This window comes from Ruegeria sp. CDSC052 (genome assembly GCF_059610685.1).
The window spans coordinates 53,902-69,487 of record NZ_JBXWOB010000005.1 but is presented as its reverse complement, the minus strand read 5'-3'; the positions used below and the strand labels follow the sequence as shown (position 1 = coordinate 69,487).

13 protein-coding genes are annotated in these 15,586 nt (G+C 57.2%); 3 read left to right on the top strand and 10 right to left on the bottom strand.

The annotated features are described in order from the left end of the window. Positions 1 to 33 precede the first annotated feature (33 nt). Genes AC2FIM_RS10570 through AC2FIM_RS10560 form a run of 3 tightly spaced genes read right to left on the bottom strand, consistent with a single transcriptional unit; the run spans position 34 to position 2,431 of the window. Positions 34 to 705, bottom strand: coding sequence for a CPBP family intramembrane glutamic endopeptidase (locus tag AC2FIM_RS10570; protein ID WP_142636590.1), 672 nt, complete (start codon positions 703 to 705; stop codon positions 34 to 36). Further along, positions 702 to 1,349 carry an aminotransferase class IV family protein gene (locus AC2FIM_RS10565; protein WP_142636588.1) on the bottom strand — a complete coding sequence of 216 codons (648 nt, stop codon included), beginning with the start codon at positions 1,347 to 1,349 and terminating at the stop codon, positions 702 to 704. The genes AC2FIM_RS10570 and AC2FIM_RS10565 overlap by 4 nt, the downstream gene beginning before the upstream one ends. Further along, entirely contained in the window at positions 1,304 to 2,431 is a 1,128-nt protein-coding gene (locus AC2FIM_RS10560) for an aminodeoxychorismate synthase component I (RefSeq protein ID WP_142636586.1), read from the bottom strand. The genes AC2FIM_RS10565 and AC2FIM_RS10560 overlap by 46 nt, the downstream gene beginning before the upstream one ends. 177 nt (positions 2,432 to 2,608) lie before the next feature. Between AC2FIM_RS10560 and carB the strand changes: the two genes are divergently transcribed. Continuing rightward, entirely contained in the window at positions 2,609 to 5,953 is a 3,345-nt protein-coding gene (gene carB / locus AC2FIM_RS10555) for a carbamoyl-phosphate synthase large subunit (RefSeq protein ID WP_496708116.1), read from the top strand. A gap of 60 nt (positions 5,954 to 6,013) precedes the next feature. Here the strand turns inward: carB and AC2FIM_RS10550 are convergent, their stop codons facing one another. Genes AC2FIM_RS10550 through AC2FIM_RS10540 form a run of 3 tightly spaced genes read right to left on the bottom strand, consistent with a single transcriptional unit; the run spans position 6,014 to position 10,577 of the window. Then, on the bottom strand, positions 6,014 to 9,064 hold the full coding sequence (locus AC2FIM_RS10550; RefSeq protein ID WP_281972672.1) for an efflux RND transporter permease subunit: 3,051 nt from the start codon (positions 9,062 to 9,064) through the stop codon (positions 6,014 to 6,016). Between the two features lie 11 nt (positions 9,065 to 9,075). Then, complete coding sequence (locus AC2FIM_RS10545; RefSeq protein ID WP_281972671.1) at positions 9,076 to 10,113, bottom strand: efflux RND transporter periplasmic adaptor subunit; 1,038 nt, start codon at positions 10,111 to 10,113, stop codon at positions 9,076 to 9,078. Continuing rightward, positions 10,110 to 10,577 carry a MarR family winged helix-turn-helix transcriptional regulator gene (locus tag AC2FIM_RS10540; RefSeq protein ID WP_496708115.1) on the bottom strand — a complete coding sequence of 156 codons (468 nt, stop codon included), beginning with the start codon at positions 10,575 to 10,577 and terminating at the stop codon, positions 10,110 to 10,112. The genes AC2FIM_RS10545 and AC2FIM_RS10540 overlap by 4 nt, the downstream gene beginning before the upstream one ends. Positions 10,578 to 10,743: 166 nt before the next feature. On the opposite strand from AC2FIM_RS10540, the gene AC2FIM_RS10535 reads away from it, so the two are divergent. Beyond that, positions 10,744 to 11,868, top strand: a complete 1,125-nt coding sequence (locus AC2FIM_RS10535; RefSeq protein ID WP_271949238.1) for a beta-ketoacyl-ACP synthase III — start codon at positions 10,744 to 10,746, stop codon at positions 11,866 to 11,868. Between the two features lie 220 nt (positions 11,869 to 12,088). Here AC2FIM_RS10535 and AC2FIM_RS10530 read toward each other — a convergent pair whose 3' ends face one another. Then, positions 12,089 to 12,550 (bottom strand): hypothetical protein, encoded by a 462-nt coding sequence (locus tag AC2FIM_RS10530; protein ID WP_142636888.1) that lies wholly within the window; start codon positions 12,548 to 12,550, stop codon positions 12,089 to 12,091. A 353-nt stretch (positions 12,551 to 12,903) separates the two neighbouring features. Here AC2FIM_RS10530 and AC2FIM_RS10525 point away from each other — a divergent pair, with 353 nt between their 5' ends. Then, positions 12,904 to 13,482: a thymidine kinase gene (locus tag AC2FIM_RS10525; protein ID WP_142636576.1), complete on the top strand. Its 579-nt coding sequence runs from the start codon at positions 12,904 to 12,906 to the stop codon at positions 13,480 to 13,482. Here the strand turns inward: AC2FIM_RS10525 and AC2FIM_RS10520 are convergent. The 3 genes from AC2FIM_RS10520 to proC are packed head-to-tail and all read right to left on the bottom strand — an operon-like array spanning position 13,479 to position 15,575. Further along, a complete protein-coding gene (locus AC2FIM_RS10520) occupies positions 13,479 to 14,429 on the bottom strand; it encodes a 2-hydroxyacid dehydrogenase (protein ID WP_496708114.1) in 951 nt (316 codons plus the stop codon). The two genes, AC2FIM_RS10525 and AC2FIM_RS10520, sit on opposite strands and share 4 nt — an antisense overlap. After that, a complete protein-coding gene (locus AC2FIM_RS10515) occupies positions 14,429 to 14,767 on the bottom strand; it encodes a tRNA-binding protein (protein WP_282021513.1) in 339 nt (112 codons plus the stop codon). Before AC2FIM_RS10515 ends, AC2FIM_RS10520 begins: the two co-directional genes overlap by 1 nt. Continuing rightward, entirely contained in the window at positions 14,760 to 15,575 is an 816-nt protein-coding gene (gene proC / locus AC2FIM_RS10510; RefSeq protein ID WP_496708113.1) for a pyrroline-5-carboxylate reductase, read from the bottom strand. Before proC ends, AC2FIM_RS10515 begins: the two co-directional genes overlap by 8 nt. Positions 15,576 to 15,586: the final 11 nt, after the last annotated feature.

Below are 15,586 nucleotides of genomic sequence, written 5' to 3'. Positions count from 1 at the left end.
GTCAGACTGGGAAAGTCAAGGCAAGTCGCACCGTCAAAACGGCCTTTGCACGTTGCCTGAGTAGAAATAGATGCCCAGACCCACCGCAAAGATGATGTTCCCCGCGATGGCATGCAGCAGAACCGCATAGAAAAACGATCCGCGTTTGCGATAGGCCCAGGTGAACAGCAACCCTCCGGCAAATGTCATCAGAGCTACGATCCAGCTCCAATACATCAGATGCGCAAGCGAGAAGAGCGATGCATTCAGCAGATAAGCTGTGCGTCCATTGGGCAGGATTGCGTGGTAGCGACGAAAGAACAGCGACCGGAACAGCAGCTCTTGCGGCAGGGCGGAAACGAATGGGTAAAACACCCAAATCATCGCCAGCAGCTCGGGTTGGTTGTGCAACAGGAAAAAGGCAGCTTCGGGACGGGTCAGTCGTACTAGCGCAACACAAAACAGTGTCATTCCCACAGCAAAGCCGGCGACTTCGGGCCAGGACCAGTTGCGCCAGCTATATCGCAATTCCGCCCAGGCAAATCCGTGCGTGAAATGCAACAACACGATCCCGATGGCCGTAAAGGTAAACAGCGATGGAAACATCCAGTTGGGCGGGAAAAGTACGGCAATCAGCACAGGTACGGCGATGAAGAACAAACCGAATTCCAGTCGCAACCAACGGGAAGGTGCTGCGGCTTCAGCCCAATCGGTTTGCCTGTTCACAGTACCGCCAATTCTGCCCAGATCAGGCCTCGCAAGGAATTGCCCATCCAGAACCATTCCGCGCTTTGCAGGTCGGTCATGGTCAGCACCGCCTCGCTGACTTTATTATTTTCCAGCAAGTCTTCGCGCAAAATTCCGGGAAGCAAGCCGGAGGACAAGGGCGGCGTCAGGCAACGACCATCGGGCATGTCCAGAAAGATGTTAGTAATGGTGCCCTCGCACACTTCGTCACGCTCATTCAGAAACAGCCACTCATCTACGCCCTCGGGCAGTGCCGCCCGGGCCCGGTCATAAACATCGCGCTGCGTCGTCTTGTGCTGCAACCAGATATCAGAGGCGGCAAGCCTCGTATTGGAAACTGCGACCCGCCAGACGGACGGGTTATCCGCCAGTGCACCAGTTGTCACGCCAAACCCGCCACTGATGTCCATCGTCAATCGACAGCGCAACGAGGTTGAACCCGCAACTTGGTCAAGCGTTGCAATCGCGCGCCCTGCATCGAAAGGAAGCCCCAATGCCCGTGCCGAACGCTCCATCCGGGCTAGGTGTTTTCCAACACGCACAAACCCGCTCTCTGGCCGGAATGCCAGCGTTTCGATCAGACGGAAGTCAGGGTCAGCTGGTGGGCGAAACGTGCCTTCCATAGCGCTTCCTCATATTCGGATGGGGCTGTGCTGTCCCAGACGACGCCCCCACCCACATTCAGCGTGGCCTTGTTGCCCTCGACCATCAGCGTGCGAATAGCCACGTTGAACTCGGATCGCCCGTCTGGCGCGGCCCAACCGATAGCACCACAATAGATATCGCGTGGCCAGGGTTCGAGATCGGTCAAAATCTCCATCGCGCGAATTTTGGGCGCGCCTGTGATCGAGCCGCAGGGAAACAACGCGTTTAGGATATCGGAAAGTTCTGCCCCAAGATGCAGCTGTGCCTGCACCAGCGAGATCATCTGATGCACGGTTGCATATGTTTCGACCTTGAATAGCTCGGGTACCTTTACGGACCCCGGCAGCGCAACCCGGCTGATGTCATTGCGCAGAAGGTCAACGATCATGAGGTTTTCAGCGCGGTTCTTCTCGTCTCTCGACAAGAAATCGCGGCGGCGCGCGTCCTCGGCCATGTCTTCGCTGCGGGGTTGTGTGCCCTTCATCGGGCGGGTTTCGATCGTCCGATCTGCACCGGTGCGAAAGAACAACTCTGGCGAGCGGCTGAGCAAATCGGGCAAATCATCCTGCTGAACCAGCGCTCCGTGACCGACCGGCTGGCCCACAGCCAACGCCGCATAAAGCGCGGCGCTATCCCCTTGCAATGTCAGGTCAATGGGGAACGTCAGGTTGGCCTGATAGATATCCCCTGCCCCGATCGCATCGTGGACCAGCTGAAAGGCGCTTGCATATCTTGCCTCGTCCCAGCGCGGTGTGAATTCGGCAACACCGCCTAGGGGTGCGGGCAGATCGCACTGGCCTGGCGCATCATAGGCACCGAAACACAGCAGTGGCAGGCGGCGGTCAGTAGGCATCCGGTCCAACAGGCGGGGTTCCAACGCATATCCAAGCTCATAGCTTGCATAACCGGCCAGCCAGGCCCCATCCGCGCGTGCCTCATCCAGCGCCGCCAACGCCTGTGGCACGTCTTCCGCTTTGTCTGCGCGGATCACCCGGTCTGGCCGTTCGAAATAAGTTCCCGATCCGGCCGGCCCCTGATCAAAACGAATACGCACGTGCATCCTCATTTGTCGTGCTGCGCGGTATAGACAATACGGCGGTAAGGGAAAGAGGGGAAAGCGGCAATTTCGCCCCTGTTTCCGATACCTCTTGAACCTTTTGGCGCGGTCCCTATAACGCAGAACAATTTGGGCACGCGGGCGGTGCCCTGACTCGCAGTTAACCGAAGGAAACAGGCTATGCCGAGAAGAACCGACATCCAGTCGATCATGATCATCGGGGCGGGCCCCATTGTCATCGGTCAGGCCTGCGAATTCGACTATTCAGGCGCACAGGCCTGTAAAGCCCTGCGCGAAGAAGGATACCGGGTCATTCTGGTAAACTCAAACCCGGCGACAATCATGACCGATCCCGGTCTGGCCGATGCCACTTATATCGAGCCGATCACGCCCGAAGTTGTCGCCAAGATCATCGAGAAGGAACGCCCCGACGCCTTGTTGCCCACAATGGGTGGGCAGACCGGACTGAACACCTCACTTGCACTGGAAGAGATGGGCGTACTGAACGAGTTCGGTGTCGAGATGATCGGTGCGACCCGCGACGCCATCGAAATGGCCGAAGACCGCAAACTATTCCGCGAAGCGATGGATCGGCTGGGCATCGAAAACCCCAAGGCCACCATCGTTACCGCCCCCAAGCGCGACGACGGCTCCACCGATCTTGATGCTGGCGTCCAGATTGCCTTGGGCGATCTGGAAGACATCGGCCTGCCTGCCATCATTCGCCCCGCCTTTACCATGGGCGGCACCGGCGGCGGTGTGGCTTATAACCGCGAGGATTATATTCACTTCTGCCGCTCGGGCATGGATGCCTCGCCGGTAAACCAAATCCTCGTCGATGAGAGCCTGCTGGGTTGGAAAGAGTATGAGATGGAGGTGGTACGCGACACGGCCGACAACGCCATCATCGTCTGTTCCATTGAGAATATCGATCCGATGGGTGTGCATACCGGCGACTCGATCACCGTGGCCCCTGCCCTGACACTGACCGACAAAGAATACCAGATCATGCGCAACGGCTCCATCGCCGTTCTGCGCGAGATTGGGGTCGAGACTGGCGGTTCGAACGTACAATGGGCGATCAACCCCGAAGACGGCCGAATGGTCGTGATCGAGATGAACCCCCGCGTGTCGCGTTCGTCCGCGCTGGCGTCCAAGGCGACCGGGTTCCCGATTGCGAAGATCGCGGCCAAGCTGGCTGTTGGCTATACGCTGGACGAGCTGGACAATGACATCACCAAGGTCACGCCCGCCTCCTTCGAGCCAACCATCGACTATGTCGTGACAAAAATTCCGAAATTTGCGTTCGAAAAGTTCCCCGGCTCTGAACCTTACCTGACCACGGCGATGAAATCGGTGGGTGAGGCCATGTCCATTGGCCGCACGATCCACGAATCGATGCAAAAGGCGCTGGCCTCGATGGAATCCGGCCTGACTGGCTTTGATGAAGTAGAAATCCCCGGCCTGAACGTTGGTGTCTGGGACGAGGTCAGTGACAAAGTCGCGGTGATCAAAGCGATCAGCAAGCAAACCCCCGACCGTCTGCGCACCATCGCGCAGGCCATGCGTCACGGTTTGACCGATGATGAGATTTTTGGGGTCACCAAATTTGACCCTTGGTTCCTGGCCCGCATCCGCGAGATCATCGAGGCCGAGCGTCAGTTGCGCAAAGACGGCCTGCCGGTGACCGAAGAAGGCATCCGCAGGCTGAAAATGCTTGGCTTTACCGATGCGCGCCTGGGCAACCTGACAGGCCGTGACGAAGGCAATGTACGCCGCGCCCGCCGCAATCTGGGTGTTAACGCAGTATTCAAGCGCATCGACACTTGCGCTGCCGAGTTTGAGGCGCAGACGCCCTATATGTACTCAACCTACGAAGCCCCTATGATGGGTGATGTTGAGTGCGAGGCGCGCCCGAGTGACCGCAAGAAAGTTGTTATCCTGGGCGGCGGCCCCAACCGGATCGGTCAGGGGATCGAATTCGATTATTGCTGTTGTCACGCCTGCTTCGCACTGACCGATGCGGGCTATGAGACCATCATGATCAACTGCAACCCCGAGACCGTGTCGACCGACTACGACACCTCGGATCGGTTGTATTTCGAGCCTCTGACCTTCGAGCACGTGATGGAAATCCTGACGAAGGAACAAGAAAACGGCACGTTGCACGGAGTAATCGTGCAGTTCGGCGGTCAGACCCCGCTGAAACTGGCAAATGCGCTGGAAGAGGAAGGCATCCCGATCCTCGGCACCACGCCGGACGCCATCGATCTGGCCGAAGACCGTGAACGCTTCCAGGCGCTAGTCAACGATCTGGGCCTGAAACAGCCCAATAACGGCATTGCCTCGACCGACGAGCAGGCGCTGAAAATCGCCGAGGATATCGGCTTTCCGCTAGTGATCCGCCCGTCCTATGTACTGGGTGGCCGCGCGATGGAAATCGTGCGCGATATGGACCAGCTGCGGCGCTATATCAACGAGGCCGTGGTGGTCTCGGGCGACAGCCCCGTGCTGCTGGACAGCTATTTGGCGGGCGCGGTTGAACTGGATGTCGACGCCCTGTGCGACGGCACGGACGTACATGTCGCAGGCATCATGCAGCATATCGAAGAGGCTGGCGTGCATTCGGGCGATAGCGCCTGTTCGCTGCCGCCCTACTCGCTGTCGAAAGAGGTGATTAGCCGGATCAAGGATCAGACTTTCAAGCTGGCCAAGGCGTTGAACGTTGTCGGCCTGATGAATGTACAATTTGCGATCAAGGATGACGATATCTACCTGATCGAAGTCAACCCGCGCGCCTCACGCACCGTGCCATTTGTGGCCAAAGCCACGGACAGCGCCATTGCCTCCATCGCAGCGCGTGTGATGGCCGGCGAGAAGCTCGCGGATTTCCCGTTGCGCCCGGCTTACAAGACCGTGGACGACACCAAGATCGCCGACCAGATGACACTGGCAGACCCGGATATGCCGTGGTTCTCGGTGAAAGAGGCGGTGCTGCCCTTCGCCCGGTTCCCCGGCGTCGACACTATTCTGGGGCCTGAGATGCGCTCGACCGGAGAAGTCATGGGCTGGGACCGCGACTTCCCCCGCGCCTTCCTCAAAGCACAGATGGGTGCGGGAATGGTGCTGCCATCCTCGGGACGTGCGTTTATTTCGATCAAGGATGCCGACAAGACGCCTGCCATGCTTGAGGCCGCACAGGTTCTGGCCGCACAGGGCTTTGCCCTTGTCGCCACCCGCGGAACGCAAAGCTGGCTGGCCGAGCACGGTATTGCCTGTGATCTGGTCAACAAGGTCTACGAAGGTCGCCCCGACGTGGCTGACATGCTTAAAGATGGTCAGGTACAGTTGGTGATGAATACCACCGAAGGTGCACAGGCGGTCGAGGACAGCAAGGCCATCCGGTCCATCGCGCTCTATGACAAGATCCCATATTTCACCACCGCCGCCGCCAGCCACGCTGCCGCGTTGGCGATAAAGGCGCAGGCCGAAGGTGATGTCGAGGTCAGGTCCCTGCAAGGCTGACCTTCTCCCACTACACCAGAATAAAGCAAAACCCCCGGTCCATGACCGGGGGTTTTTCATTTAGACAACCGGCTGCGGTGGTTTCTTGCGCCGTTCCTCCGGCAGGAAGAACACCATGTAGAACACGGGGGCCGCCACCATGGTAAGGACCGTGGCAAAGGCCAGACCACCCATGATGGTCACCGCCATCGACCTGAAGAACGCATCCGTCAACAACGGAGCCATACCCAAAATCGTCGTGATTGCGGCCAGCATCACCGGGCGCAAACGCGAGACCGAAGCCTCGATGATCGATTCACGCAGCCCCTGCCCGGTTGCACGTACCAAATCGATCTCTTCGACCAAAACGATACCATTCTTGATCAGCATCCCCGATAGGCTAAGCAGTCCCAGTAGCGCCGTAAATGTGAACGGCAGACCCGTGCCCAGCAGACCGATCACCACTCCGTTTACCGACATCGGTACCAACAGCCAGATAATGATCGGCTGACGAATGGCGTTGAATATCAGCACCGAAATCAGAACCATGATCAACAGGCTCAACGGCAACTGACGACCCAGGCTTTTATTTGCATCGCCAGCATTCTCGAACTCTCCACCCCATTCCAGTCGATAGCCCGCTGGCAGCTCCATGCTTTCGATGGCTGTGCGGACTTCGGAATGAACCTGCGCAGCTGTCAAATCCGGCGGGATGTCGGCCCCTACCGTAATGGTCAGCACACGATCCCGGCGGTGAACCAGCGTATTGAGTGCCTTATATTCGAACCTGTCGACCATCTGCTCGATCGGTACGAATTTCTGCGACTGGTCCGAGAATACAACCTGATCCACGATCGAATAATCCCCGTCCACCGGGCGGCGCAAGATGATCGGAATCAGGCGGTCGCGCTCGCGGAACACACCACCGGTGATCCCATCGGTCGAGAATTGCAGAGTCGCCGCGATATCTTCGCGCGACACCCCAGCGGTCTGCGCCCGTTCGGTCGCATAAATTGGCTGGACAGCCAGCCCTTGTTCGCGCCAGTCGTGATAGACGTTCAGCGCATTGGGCGAGGCCGCGCGCATCGTCTGCACAGCCTCATTCGCAAGTTGCCGAAGCACCGCCGGATCGCTTCCCGAGAAACGGGCCTGAATTGGATCACCGCCGCCAGGACCAAAGACCAGCCGCTTGGTGCGGAACTTGCCTTCGGGGAACTGCGCCGAGCCAAACGCCTCGAGATCCGCCCGCAAAGCCGGAATGTCATCCAATGTTTCCGTCCGGATGATCATGTGACCGTAGCTGGGGTTCGGTTTTTCCGAAGAGTAGGTCAACAAAAAACGAGTTGCTCCTTGCCCAACAAATGTCGTGACAGATACCACATCGTCCCGATCCGCCAGCCAGTTTTCGAAAACAGCCATATCCTCGGCGGTGCGCGCAATGGGTGTGCCCTGCGGCAGGTTGTAATGCACGAAAAACAGCGGTGTATTCGAGTCTGGAAAGAACTGTTGTTTGACCAAGCCAAATCCTGCGAAACAGACCACCGTAATGCCCACCAGCATTGCAATCACCATCCAACGGAACCGCAGCGCCCAGTTTAGGATCGCGCCATAAACACGGAACATGATCCCGCCATAGGCATCAATTTCACCTTCTTTGCCCTGCTTGAAGAAATAGTGCCCAAGCATCGGAGTCACCGTCAGCGCCAGGGTCCAGCTCAGCAGCAGCGATATCCCGATAACAGCAAATAGCGAAAACAAGAACTCACCCGTCGCATCAGGGCTAAGACCAATCCCGGCAAAAGCCATGATGCCAATCACCGTTGCTCCCAACAGCGGGATTTGCGTTTTGGCCGCAGCCTCATCCGCCGCATCGCGCGAGTTCTTGCCGCGCAGCATTGCAATCTGCATTCCTTCGGCCACCACAATGGCGTTGTCCACCAACATACCCATCGCGATGATCAAAGCGCCCAGCGAAATTCGTTCCATCTCGATCGAGAACAATGCCATGAACAACAACGTGCCAACCACGGTCAGCAACAGAGTTGTTCCCACAACCACAGCCGCGCGCCAACCCATGAACAGCGCCAAAACCGCAACAACAATAGAGACCGACAGCGCGAGGTTCACCAGAAAATCGTTCGATGCCTGCTCAACAACGACGTGCTGCTGGTAAATCGGCAGGATTTCGACACCATAGGGGATCTGAGAATCCAACTCGGCAAATTTCGCGTCAGCACGCTTGCCGACCTCAACGATATTATCAGTCGAAAGCCCAGCGATACCCAGAGTGAAGGCTTCGGTCCCGTTGAACCGGATGATGACATTGGGATCGGTTAGGCGACCACGATGTACATTCGACATATCGAACAGGTTGATAACCTGGCCCTGCGATCCAACAGAAAGGCCAGCTATGGCGGAAACCGTATCGGACCCTTCGGCGGTTAATATCGCGGTCCGGCCATCTTCTGATCGCAATGACCCCGACGAGTTTACCGAGTCCGCATTTGTAATCGCGTCGGTAAGCGCCTGCAGAGGCACGTTCTGGTTCACCGAAATAGACAGGTCGGGTTCGATAAAGATCGCCTCTTGCGGCAGCCCCATCACCTCGACATCCGCGACACCGTCAACCGTCAGTAGTTCGCGCCGAAGAAATGTGGAAAGCTCATGTTTTTCAGCGTCCGAGAAGCCCTCGGCCGTGACCGCATAAAACAAGCCAAACACATCGCCAAACCCGTCATTGACCAGCGGTTCACCCACCCCCGATGGCAGCTCCCGTGAGGCGTCACGGACTTTGGCGCGCAATTTGGTCCAGATCTCCGGTAGCTCGGTCCCATCATAGGCTGAGTTAATCTCGACCTCGATCAGCGAAAAACCGGGCTGGTTCATTGATGTGATTGTCTTGACCTCGCCCATCTGCTGGATGGCGGATTCCAGTGGCTCTGAAACCTCCAGCGCCACTTGTTCAGCCGTTGCCCCCGGATACTGGGTAGCGATGACGGCGTTTTTGATTGTGAAGGCTGGATCTTCCAGACGGCCAAGCGACAGAAATCCCCAGATGCCGCCGAACAAGGCGATCAGGATGACCAGCCATGTATAGATAGGGCGATCAATGGATGCGCGTGCGATGTTCATCAATCCGCCCCTTAGTTGGCAAGGCCGGTAAAGCGGCGCACCACCTGACCGTCAATCAAAACGTCGCCGCCGGCGACAACGATTTCTTCCCCGTCACTTAGGCCGTCCAGTACGTTGACATCACCGGTTTCCGTGGGCTCGATGGTAACGGGGACGCGGCGCAGTGTCCCTTGGTCAGCCCCAGTCGGAGAAAACACCATTACGCCCAGCGCCCCTTCGACATCGGCCACAATGGCTGTAGGCGGAACAAAGATCCCCCGTTTCTGGTCCTTGACCCGAACGGTCACAGTAGCCGACGAACCAGGCAGAATTTGCAGCCCTTCAGGCGGTGTCAGGCCAAATTGGATGCGGAAGGTTTGACCGACACTTGAAGATTCAGCATCGAATTCGCGGATCTGAAGCGGGAAGACTTCGTCGCTCACCGGAAATTTCGCGGTGATGGTGATGTCATCCTGCTGGCCTGACCGTTGAAACAAAATTTCGGGTACGTCGACCTCAATCCGAAGTTCGGACATATCATGGATGCGCACGATCGGGGTACCTGCGGAAACAGTGGTAAAGGCCTCGACCGCCCGGCTGGACACCAGCGCGTTAAACGGTGCCGTCAATGTCGCCTGTTCCAGGTCGTATAGCGCGTCACGCACAGCGATATCAGCCAGTTGCGCCGCAGTCTCAGAGTCGTCCACAGCCACTTGGCTGGCCGCAGTTCCCCGCAGCCGAGACAGGCGGGCCAGGGTCCGATCCGCCTGATCTTTCTGCAGAACGGCACGATCATAGCGGCGCTGGAACGGCTCGCGATCCAGCTCGGCGATCAGCTCACCCTTGGGGATGACAAATCCTTCAGCCACTGGCATTTCAATGATCTGTCCAGCCACCTGAAAGGCCAGATCAACCGTTTGCCGCGCAGCGACGCGACCAAAGAACTGACGTGTGAACCCAGGTGTGGTTTCCTTTACCACCATCAGCTTTACCGGCTTGGCAGCTTCTTCAGCCATGATTGAGCTGGAGAGAATGGTCAGGGCCACGCCCAAAGCAGAGATCAGTTTCATTTCTTCAGTCCCTCGGGAATTCCAGTTTTCAGTATGTTTTCCCGGATCTTCCGGGCCAGTCTTGCGAATTCTGCCGTTTCATCTTTGGTCAGTCCGGACGCGCGCTGAAACAGGGCGCCCGCTTGGGCCACAAGCATCTGGCGTGTTTCTGTGCCTTTTTCGGTCAAAACCAAAAGCCATGCCCGGCGGTCCTCAGGGTCGCGTTCGCGCCTCAGATAGCCCGCTTTTTCCAAGGCATCGGCGGTCGACGTGATTGTCGAAGGAACTGACAGCATGTCAGCCGCTAAAACGCCCATGCGCCTGGGCTGATCCAATTTGATCACCATATGGCATTCCTGATGGCTCAGCTCTATTTCGATGGCATCGAAGCTCTCCTCGAGCTTCCAATAGAGCGCATACACACCCATCATCGCCTGCATCTCGGGGCTTAAGCGATGCAACAGAGTGTTATGATCATGGGCCATGGGATGATTCCTTGCAGAATTTGACGCGTATATACTTCGAAAAACGAACTATTCAAGAACTGAAGCTCAATTTCCAACCAAGCTTAACATTCCCTCGGGTCAATCTCTCTTGAACAATACCAATCATAACGGCATTTTGGGTGAATCCAGAAATCCAGGACCCAACATGTATACGCCAGCAATCACCGGCTCGGGTGTTTTCACGCCAGATAATGTCATTACGAATGCCGAGCTCGTTTCGGCCTTCAATGCATATGCCGACAAGATGAACACCCAGAACGCAGATGCGATTGCCGCTGGTGACGTTGAACCGATGCAGCATTCGTCTGAAGAGTTCATTCTGAAGGCCTCCGGAATCGAGAACCGCTATGTGATGGACAAAGCGGGCGTTCTGGATCCCGACGTGATGCACCCGCTGTTTCGTCAGCGCTCTGACGATGAACCTGGCATCATGACCGAAATGGCCGTTGACGCCTGCAAGAAAGCGCTGGCACAGGCTGGGCGCAACGGGGACGATGTTGATCTGGTAATCTGCGCGGCTTCGAACCATGAACGGGCTTATCCTGCAATCGCGATCGAGATCCAGCAGGCGCTGGGATGCAAAGGGTTCGGATTCGACATGAACGTTGCCTGTTCTTCGGCCACGTTCGGCATTCAGGCGGCGGCGGATATGGTCAGGTCCGGTTCGGTAAAATGTGCGCTTGTGGTAAACCCCGAGATTTGCACGGGCCACCTGGAATGGCGTGACCGAGATTGCCACTTTATTTTTGGTGACGTGGCAACGGCCACCGTGATCGAACGGATCGAGGATGCGACCGGACCGCATTTCGAGATTTTGTCGACCAGCTGCGCCACGGATTTTTCCAACAACATCCGAAACAATAATGGCTTCCTGCGTCGCACTCGGCCAGAGGGATTGACCGACCGCCGCGATATGCAGTTCATGCAAAACGGCCGTAAAGTGTTCAAAGAGGTTCTTCCAATGGTCAGCAAGCACATTGCCGATCACATGGACGCCGAAGGGATCAGCAACGCCGATCTCAAACGTCTTTGGCTGCATCAGGCGAACAAAACGATGAATGATTTCATCGGTAAAAAAGTCATGGGCCGCGAACCCGCCCCCGGAGAGCAGCCAAACATCCTGCAAGACTATGCGAACACGTCCTCGGCTGGGTCGATCATCGCATTTTCGAAATACTCTGACGATTTCACCGATGGCGAGATCGGCCTTATCTGTTCCTTCGGAGCAGGGTATTCCGTGGGTTCGGTAATCGTGAAACGGCACGGTTAAGACAACACTCCGCGCAACCACAAATTCGTACAAGAAAGCCGGGCTTATTCTACCCTGCTTGGTTGTTTGATCCTTGTTTCAGCACTGGCATCACCCCGTCCAGCGGCAAGCGGCAAAAGCCCCAGCATGCGAGCGTTCAGATCGGGTCAAGTTTGACCTAGCATGTCATGAGTATCGGTACGCACACCAAACTGGATCAAGACACGCAACTTCCCTTGCCTCAGCTCACGCTTTCTTCTTCCAGGTGCAGCTTCATCTCGATCAGAACATGCTGCAGCAGGCTGGTTTCCTTCAACAGGCGTTTGGCCTCGTTCACCGTGATGATACCGTCTTCGATAGCTGACTGATATTCGGTCATAAGCATGGCAAAGCGTTGGCTCAACGCGATGACATCCGAATTCACACCTCCGGTGCGAGGAGCGTCCGTGTTGCGGCCATCATATGACAGCGTAATGTTCTTGAGGTCGGCCAACGCCGACGTCACATGCGGAAAGTTGGCCACCGCTTCAAGGCGTGCAACCGCATCAACCGGCATGAACCGATCAGCATGCTCTGCATTATCTGAATAATATCGGCCAAGCGTGGCTTTGGATTTACCCGTGATCTCGCACGCGGACTCAATTCCAACGTCCTTGACCAACGCTTCGGTGTGCTTTTTGAGATAGGCCCCGATATCTGCCATGTTTTTACCTTTGCTACCTGCCTTCCCCACTACATCTGCCATTGCGGGGGAAAGGGAAATGAAATTTCCCATACCTGATTCATAATTGAAATGCGATATGTTGGCTATCCCTCAGATATGCGAGGGTTTTGTGAGTGAGTGGCGGCAATAATGCCGGTAGCGAGTGATAGCGGGGCACATATTAGCCCCGCTTCGTTTAGGCCGCTTATAGGCCGAAGGCGTCGCTGTTGTGAGTGCAGGGGCTCCATCCCCAAAGAGCGTGAGCTCATCCCCTAACTGGACAACGGCGGCGTCGCTCATTTCGCCACATGAGATGGCTTGCCCAGGCGGGGCTGGCGAATTAGACCCGAGCCATGGCAAAACTTTACTTCAACTACTCGACTATGAACGCGGGCAAATCGACCGTGTTGCTGCAGGCCTCGCATAATTATCGCGAGCGCGGCATGGATACTTACCTGATGACGGCTGCATTGGATGGGCGCGCCGGTGCTGGGAAAATTGCCTCGCGGATTGGGATATCATCCGAGGCTGATACTTTTGACACCGATGATGATGTTTTCGCCATGATCGAAGCCCGTCTGGCGCAAGGCAAAATTGCATGTGTCTTTATCGACGAAGCCCAGTTCCTGACCGAAGATCAGGTCTGGCAACTGGCCCGCGCCGTAGATGACCTGAACGTGCCGGTGCTGGCCTATGGGTTGCGGGTCGATTTTCAGGGCCGGCTGTTTCCCGGGTCGGCCGCCTTGCTGGCGCTGGCGGATGAGATGCGTGAGGTTCGCACGATCTGCGAATGCGGCCGCAAGGCAACAATGGTGATTCGTCAGGACGAGAATGGAAATCCCATCACCCAGGGTGCTCAGGTTCAAATTGGTGGCAACGAAACCTATGTCTCGCTGTGCCGCAGGCATTGGCGCGAGGCCGTGGGCACCTAAACCGGATTTGGCAGCGGACGCCCCTGAACAAAGGCCGCAACATTATCTAGCGCCATGTGCCCCATATCGCTGCGGACCTCCTCAGTCGCGGTACCCAGGTGGGGCAGCAGGGTCACGTTCTGCAAATCTATCAGAGCTTGCGGCACTGCAGGTTCGAATTCGTAGACATCCAGACCCGCACCCGCGATTTGCTTTTCCTGCAACGCCGAAATCAGGGCCGATTCATCCGCTACCTCTCCCCGAGAAATATTGATCAGGATGGCAGCAGCGTTCATCGCCTGCAGCACCTGCGCATTGATCAGATGCCGGGTTTCGGCACCGCCCGGCACAGCCAGGATCAGGAAATCGACACCGGCAGCCAAAGCTTTGAGGTCTGGGACATAATCCGCCGGAAACTCTAACTCCTTTGGACTGCGCGATTGATAGGCGACGTGCATACCAAACCCATAGTGGCAACGTCGCGCGATGGCTTGCCCAATGCGCCCCATGCCCACAATGCCGACCCGTTTGCCGGTCACGTGATGGCCCAACATCTGTGTCGGGTGCCAGCCCTGCCAAAGGTTTGAACGTACCAGCCGTTCGCCTTCTCCGGCGCGGCGGGCCGTGGACAGCAGCAATGTCATGGCAATATCGGCCGTAGCGTCAGTGACAGCGCCAGGCGTATTGGTCACCGCGATTCCGGCCTGACGGGCCGCCTCCACATCTATGTGATTATACCCAACCCCAAAGTTTGCCAGCAGTTTGCACCGCGGTTCCGGCACCTCAGCAAAGATCTGGGCAGAAAACAGGTCGCCCAAGGTCGGCACCACCACATCGAATTCGGACAGCGCATGCCCCATTTCCTCGGGTGACATCGGCAAGGTTTCACTGCGCATCTCTGCGTCAAACTCTGCGCGTGCACGTGCTGCGACAGAGGCGGTCATCGGTCGGGCAATGAACACACGCATCAGTGCATCCGCCCACCGGTTGGAACCTTGCCATCCGGCCCGATCAGGACGATCTCACCAGTCTCATCGGGCAATCCCAAAACAAGCACTTCGGACATGAACTTGCCGATCTGGCGCGGAGGGAAATTTACCACCGCCATCACCTGCTTGCCCACCAATGAGGCGGGATCATAATGCGCAGTGATCTGGGCCGAAGTTTTCCGCTCGCCGATGTCTCGTCCAAAATCGATCCACATCTTGATCGCTGGCTTGCGCGCTTCTGGGAAGGGCTCGGCGCGGATAACCTCGCCGACGCGAATGTCGACCTTGAGAAAATCGTCGAATGTAATTTCACCCACGAGACAGCTCCTTGGACCGATCGGTTGCGGCTTTAACAGCGCGGTGCAGCAGGTCGGGAAAACCGAATTCGTCGTGCATCAGGACCTCAAGCGCGGCCTGCGTGGTTCCATTAGGCGAAGTGACATTGACGCGCAGTTGCGAAGGGTCCTCGTCAGACGCCATGGCCAAGGCCCCTGCCCCGGCGACCGTGGACTTGGCCAGCCTCATCGCCAAATCATGTGGCAGGCCCTGAGCCTGACCCGCAGCAGCGAGCGTTTCTATAAGGTGGAATACATATGCAGGGCCGGACCCGCTCAGCCCGGTAACGGCATCAATCTGCGCCTCATCCTGCAATCTGACCGTCTCACCGACCGCAGATAGCAGGTTTTCGGCTAGGGCCAGATCCGCATCCGAAACAGCAGAATTTCCAATCAACGCTGTGATTCCCTGTCGGATCGCCGCCGGGGTGTTCGGCATGGCACGCACGATTGGTGTTTTCTGGCCCAACACCTCTTCGAATGTGGAGATTGAGGTGCCCGCCGCGACCGACACGAACAGGCTGCGCCCGCTGCCCAAGGCTGTAATTGCGGGCAGCGCATCGCCCATCATCTGCGGCTTTACCGCGACCAGCACAACTGCAGGCCCCTCGGGTAGCGGGGTATTGATGTTGACGCCCGACGATTTCAGCCAATCCGACGGGAAAGGGTCAATCACCCAGACTGACGAGGCAGGAAGGCCATGCTCTAACCACCCGGCAAGCATGGCCGATCCCATCTTTCCGCATCCCAAAAGCACCAGCCCCTGTTCGGCGACGCGTGACATGTCCATGATTGCCCCTC

Excerpts from the sequence above, each read along its gene's own strand:
- AC2FIM_RS10565 (WP_142636588.1), bottom strand. The coding sequence starts at position 1,349 with ATGGAAGGCACGTTTCGCCCACCAGCTGACCCTGACTTCCGTCTGATC.
- AC2FIM_RS10560 (WP_142636586.1), bottom strand. The coding sequence starts at position 2,431 with ATGCACGTGCGTATTCGTTTTGATCAGGGGCCGGCCGGATCGGGAACT.
- carB (WP_496708116.1), top strand. The coding sequence starts at position 2,609 with ATGCCGAGAAGAACCGACATCCAGTCGATCATGATCATCGGGGCGGGC.
- AC2FIM_RS10550 (WP_281972672.1), bottom strand. The coding sequence starts at position 9,064 with ATGAACATCGCACGCGCATCCATTGATCGCCCTATCTATACATGGCTG.
- AC2FIM_RS10545 (WP_281972671.1), bottom strand. The coding sequence starts at position 10,113 with ATGAAACTGATCTCTGCTTTGGGCGTGGCCCTGACCATTCTCTCCAGC.
- AC2FIM_RS10540 (WP_496708115.1), bottom strand. The coding sequence starts at position 10,577 with ATGGCCCATGATCATAACACTCTGTTGCATCGCTTAAGCCCCGAGATG.
- AC2FIM_RS10535 (WP_271949238.1), top strand. The coding sequence starts at position 10,744 with ATGTATACGCCAGCAATCACCGGCTCGGGTGTTTTCACGCCAGATAAT.
- AC2FIM_RS10530 (WP_142636888.1), bottom strand. The coding sequence starts at position 12,550 with ATGGCAGATATCGGGGCCTATCTCAAAAAGCACACCGAAGCGTTGGTC.
- AC2FIM_RS10525 (WP_142636576.1), top strand. The coding sequence starts at position 12,904 with ATGGCAAAACTTTACTTCAACTACTCGACTATGAACGCGGGCAAATCG.
- AC2FIM_RS10520 (WP_496708114.1), bottom strand. The coding sequence starts at position 14,429 with ATGCGTGTGTTCATTGCCCGACCGATGACCGCCTCTGTCGCAGCACGT.
- proC (WP_496708113.1), bottom strand. The coding sequence starts at position 15,575 with ATGGACATGTCACGCGTCGCCGAACAGGGGCTGGTGCTTTTGGGATGC.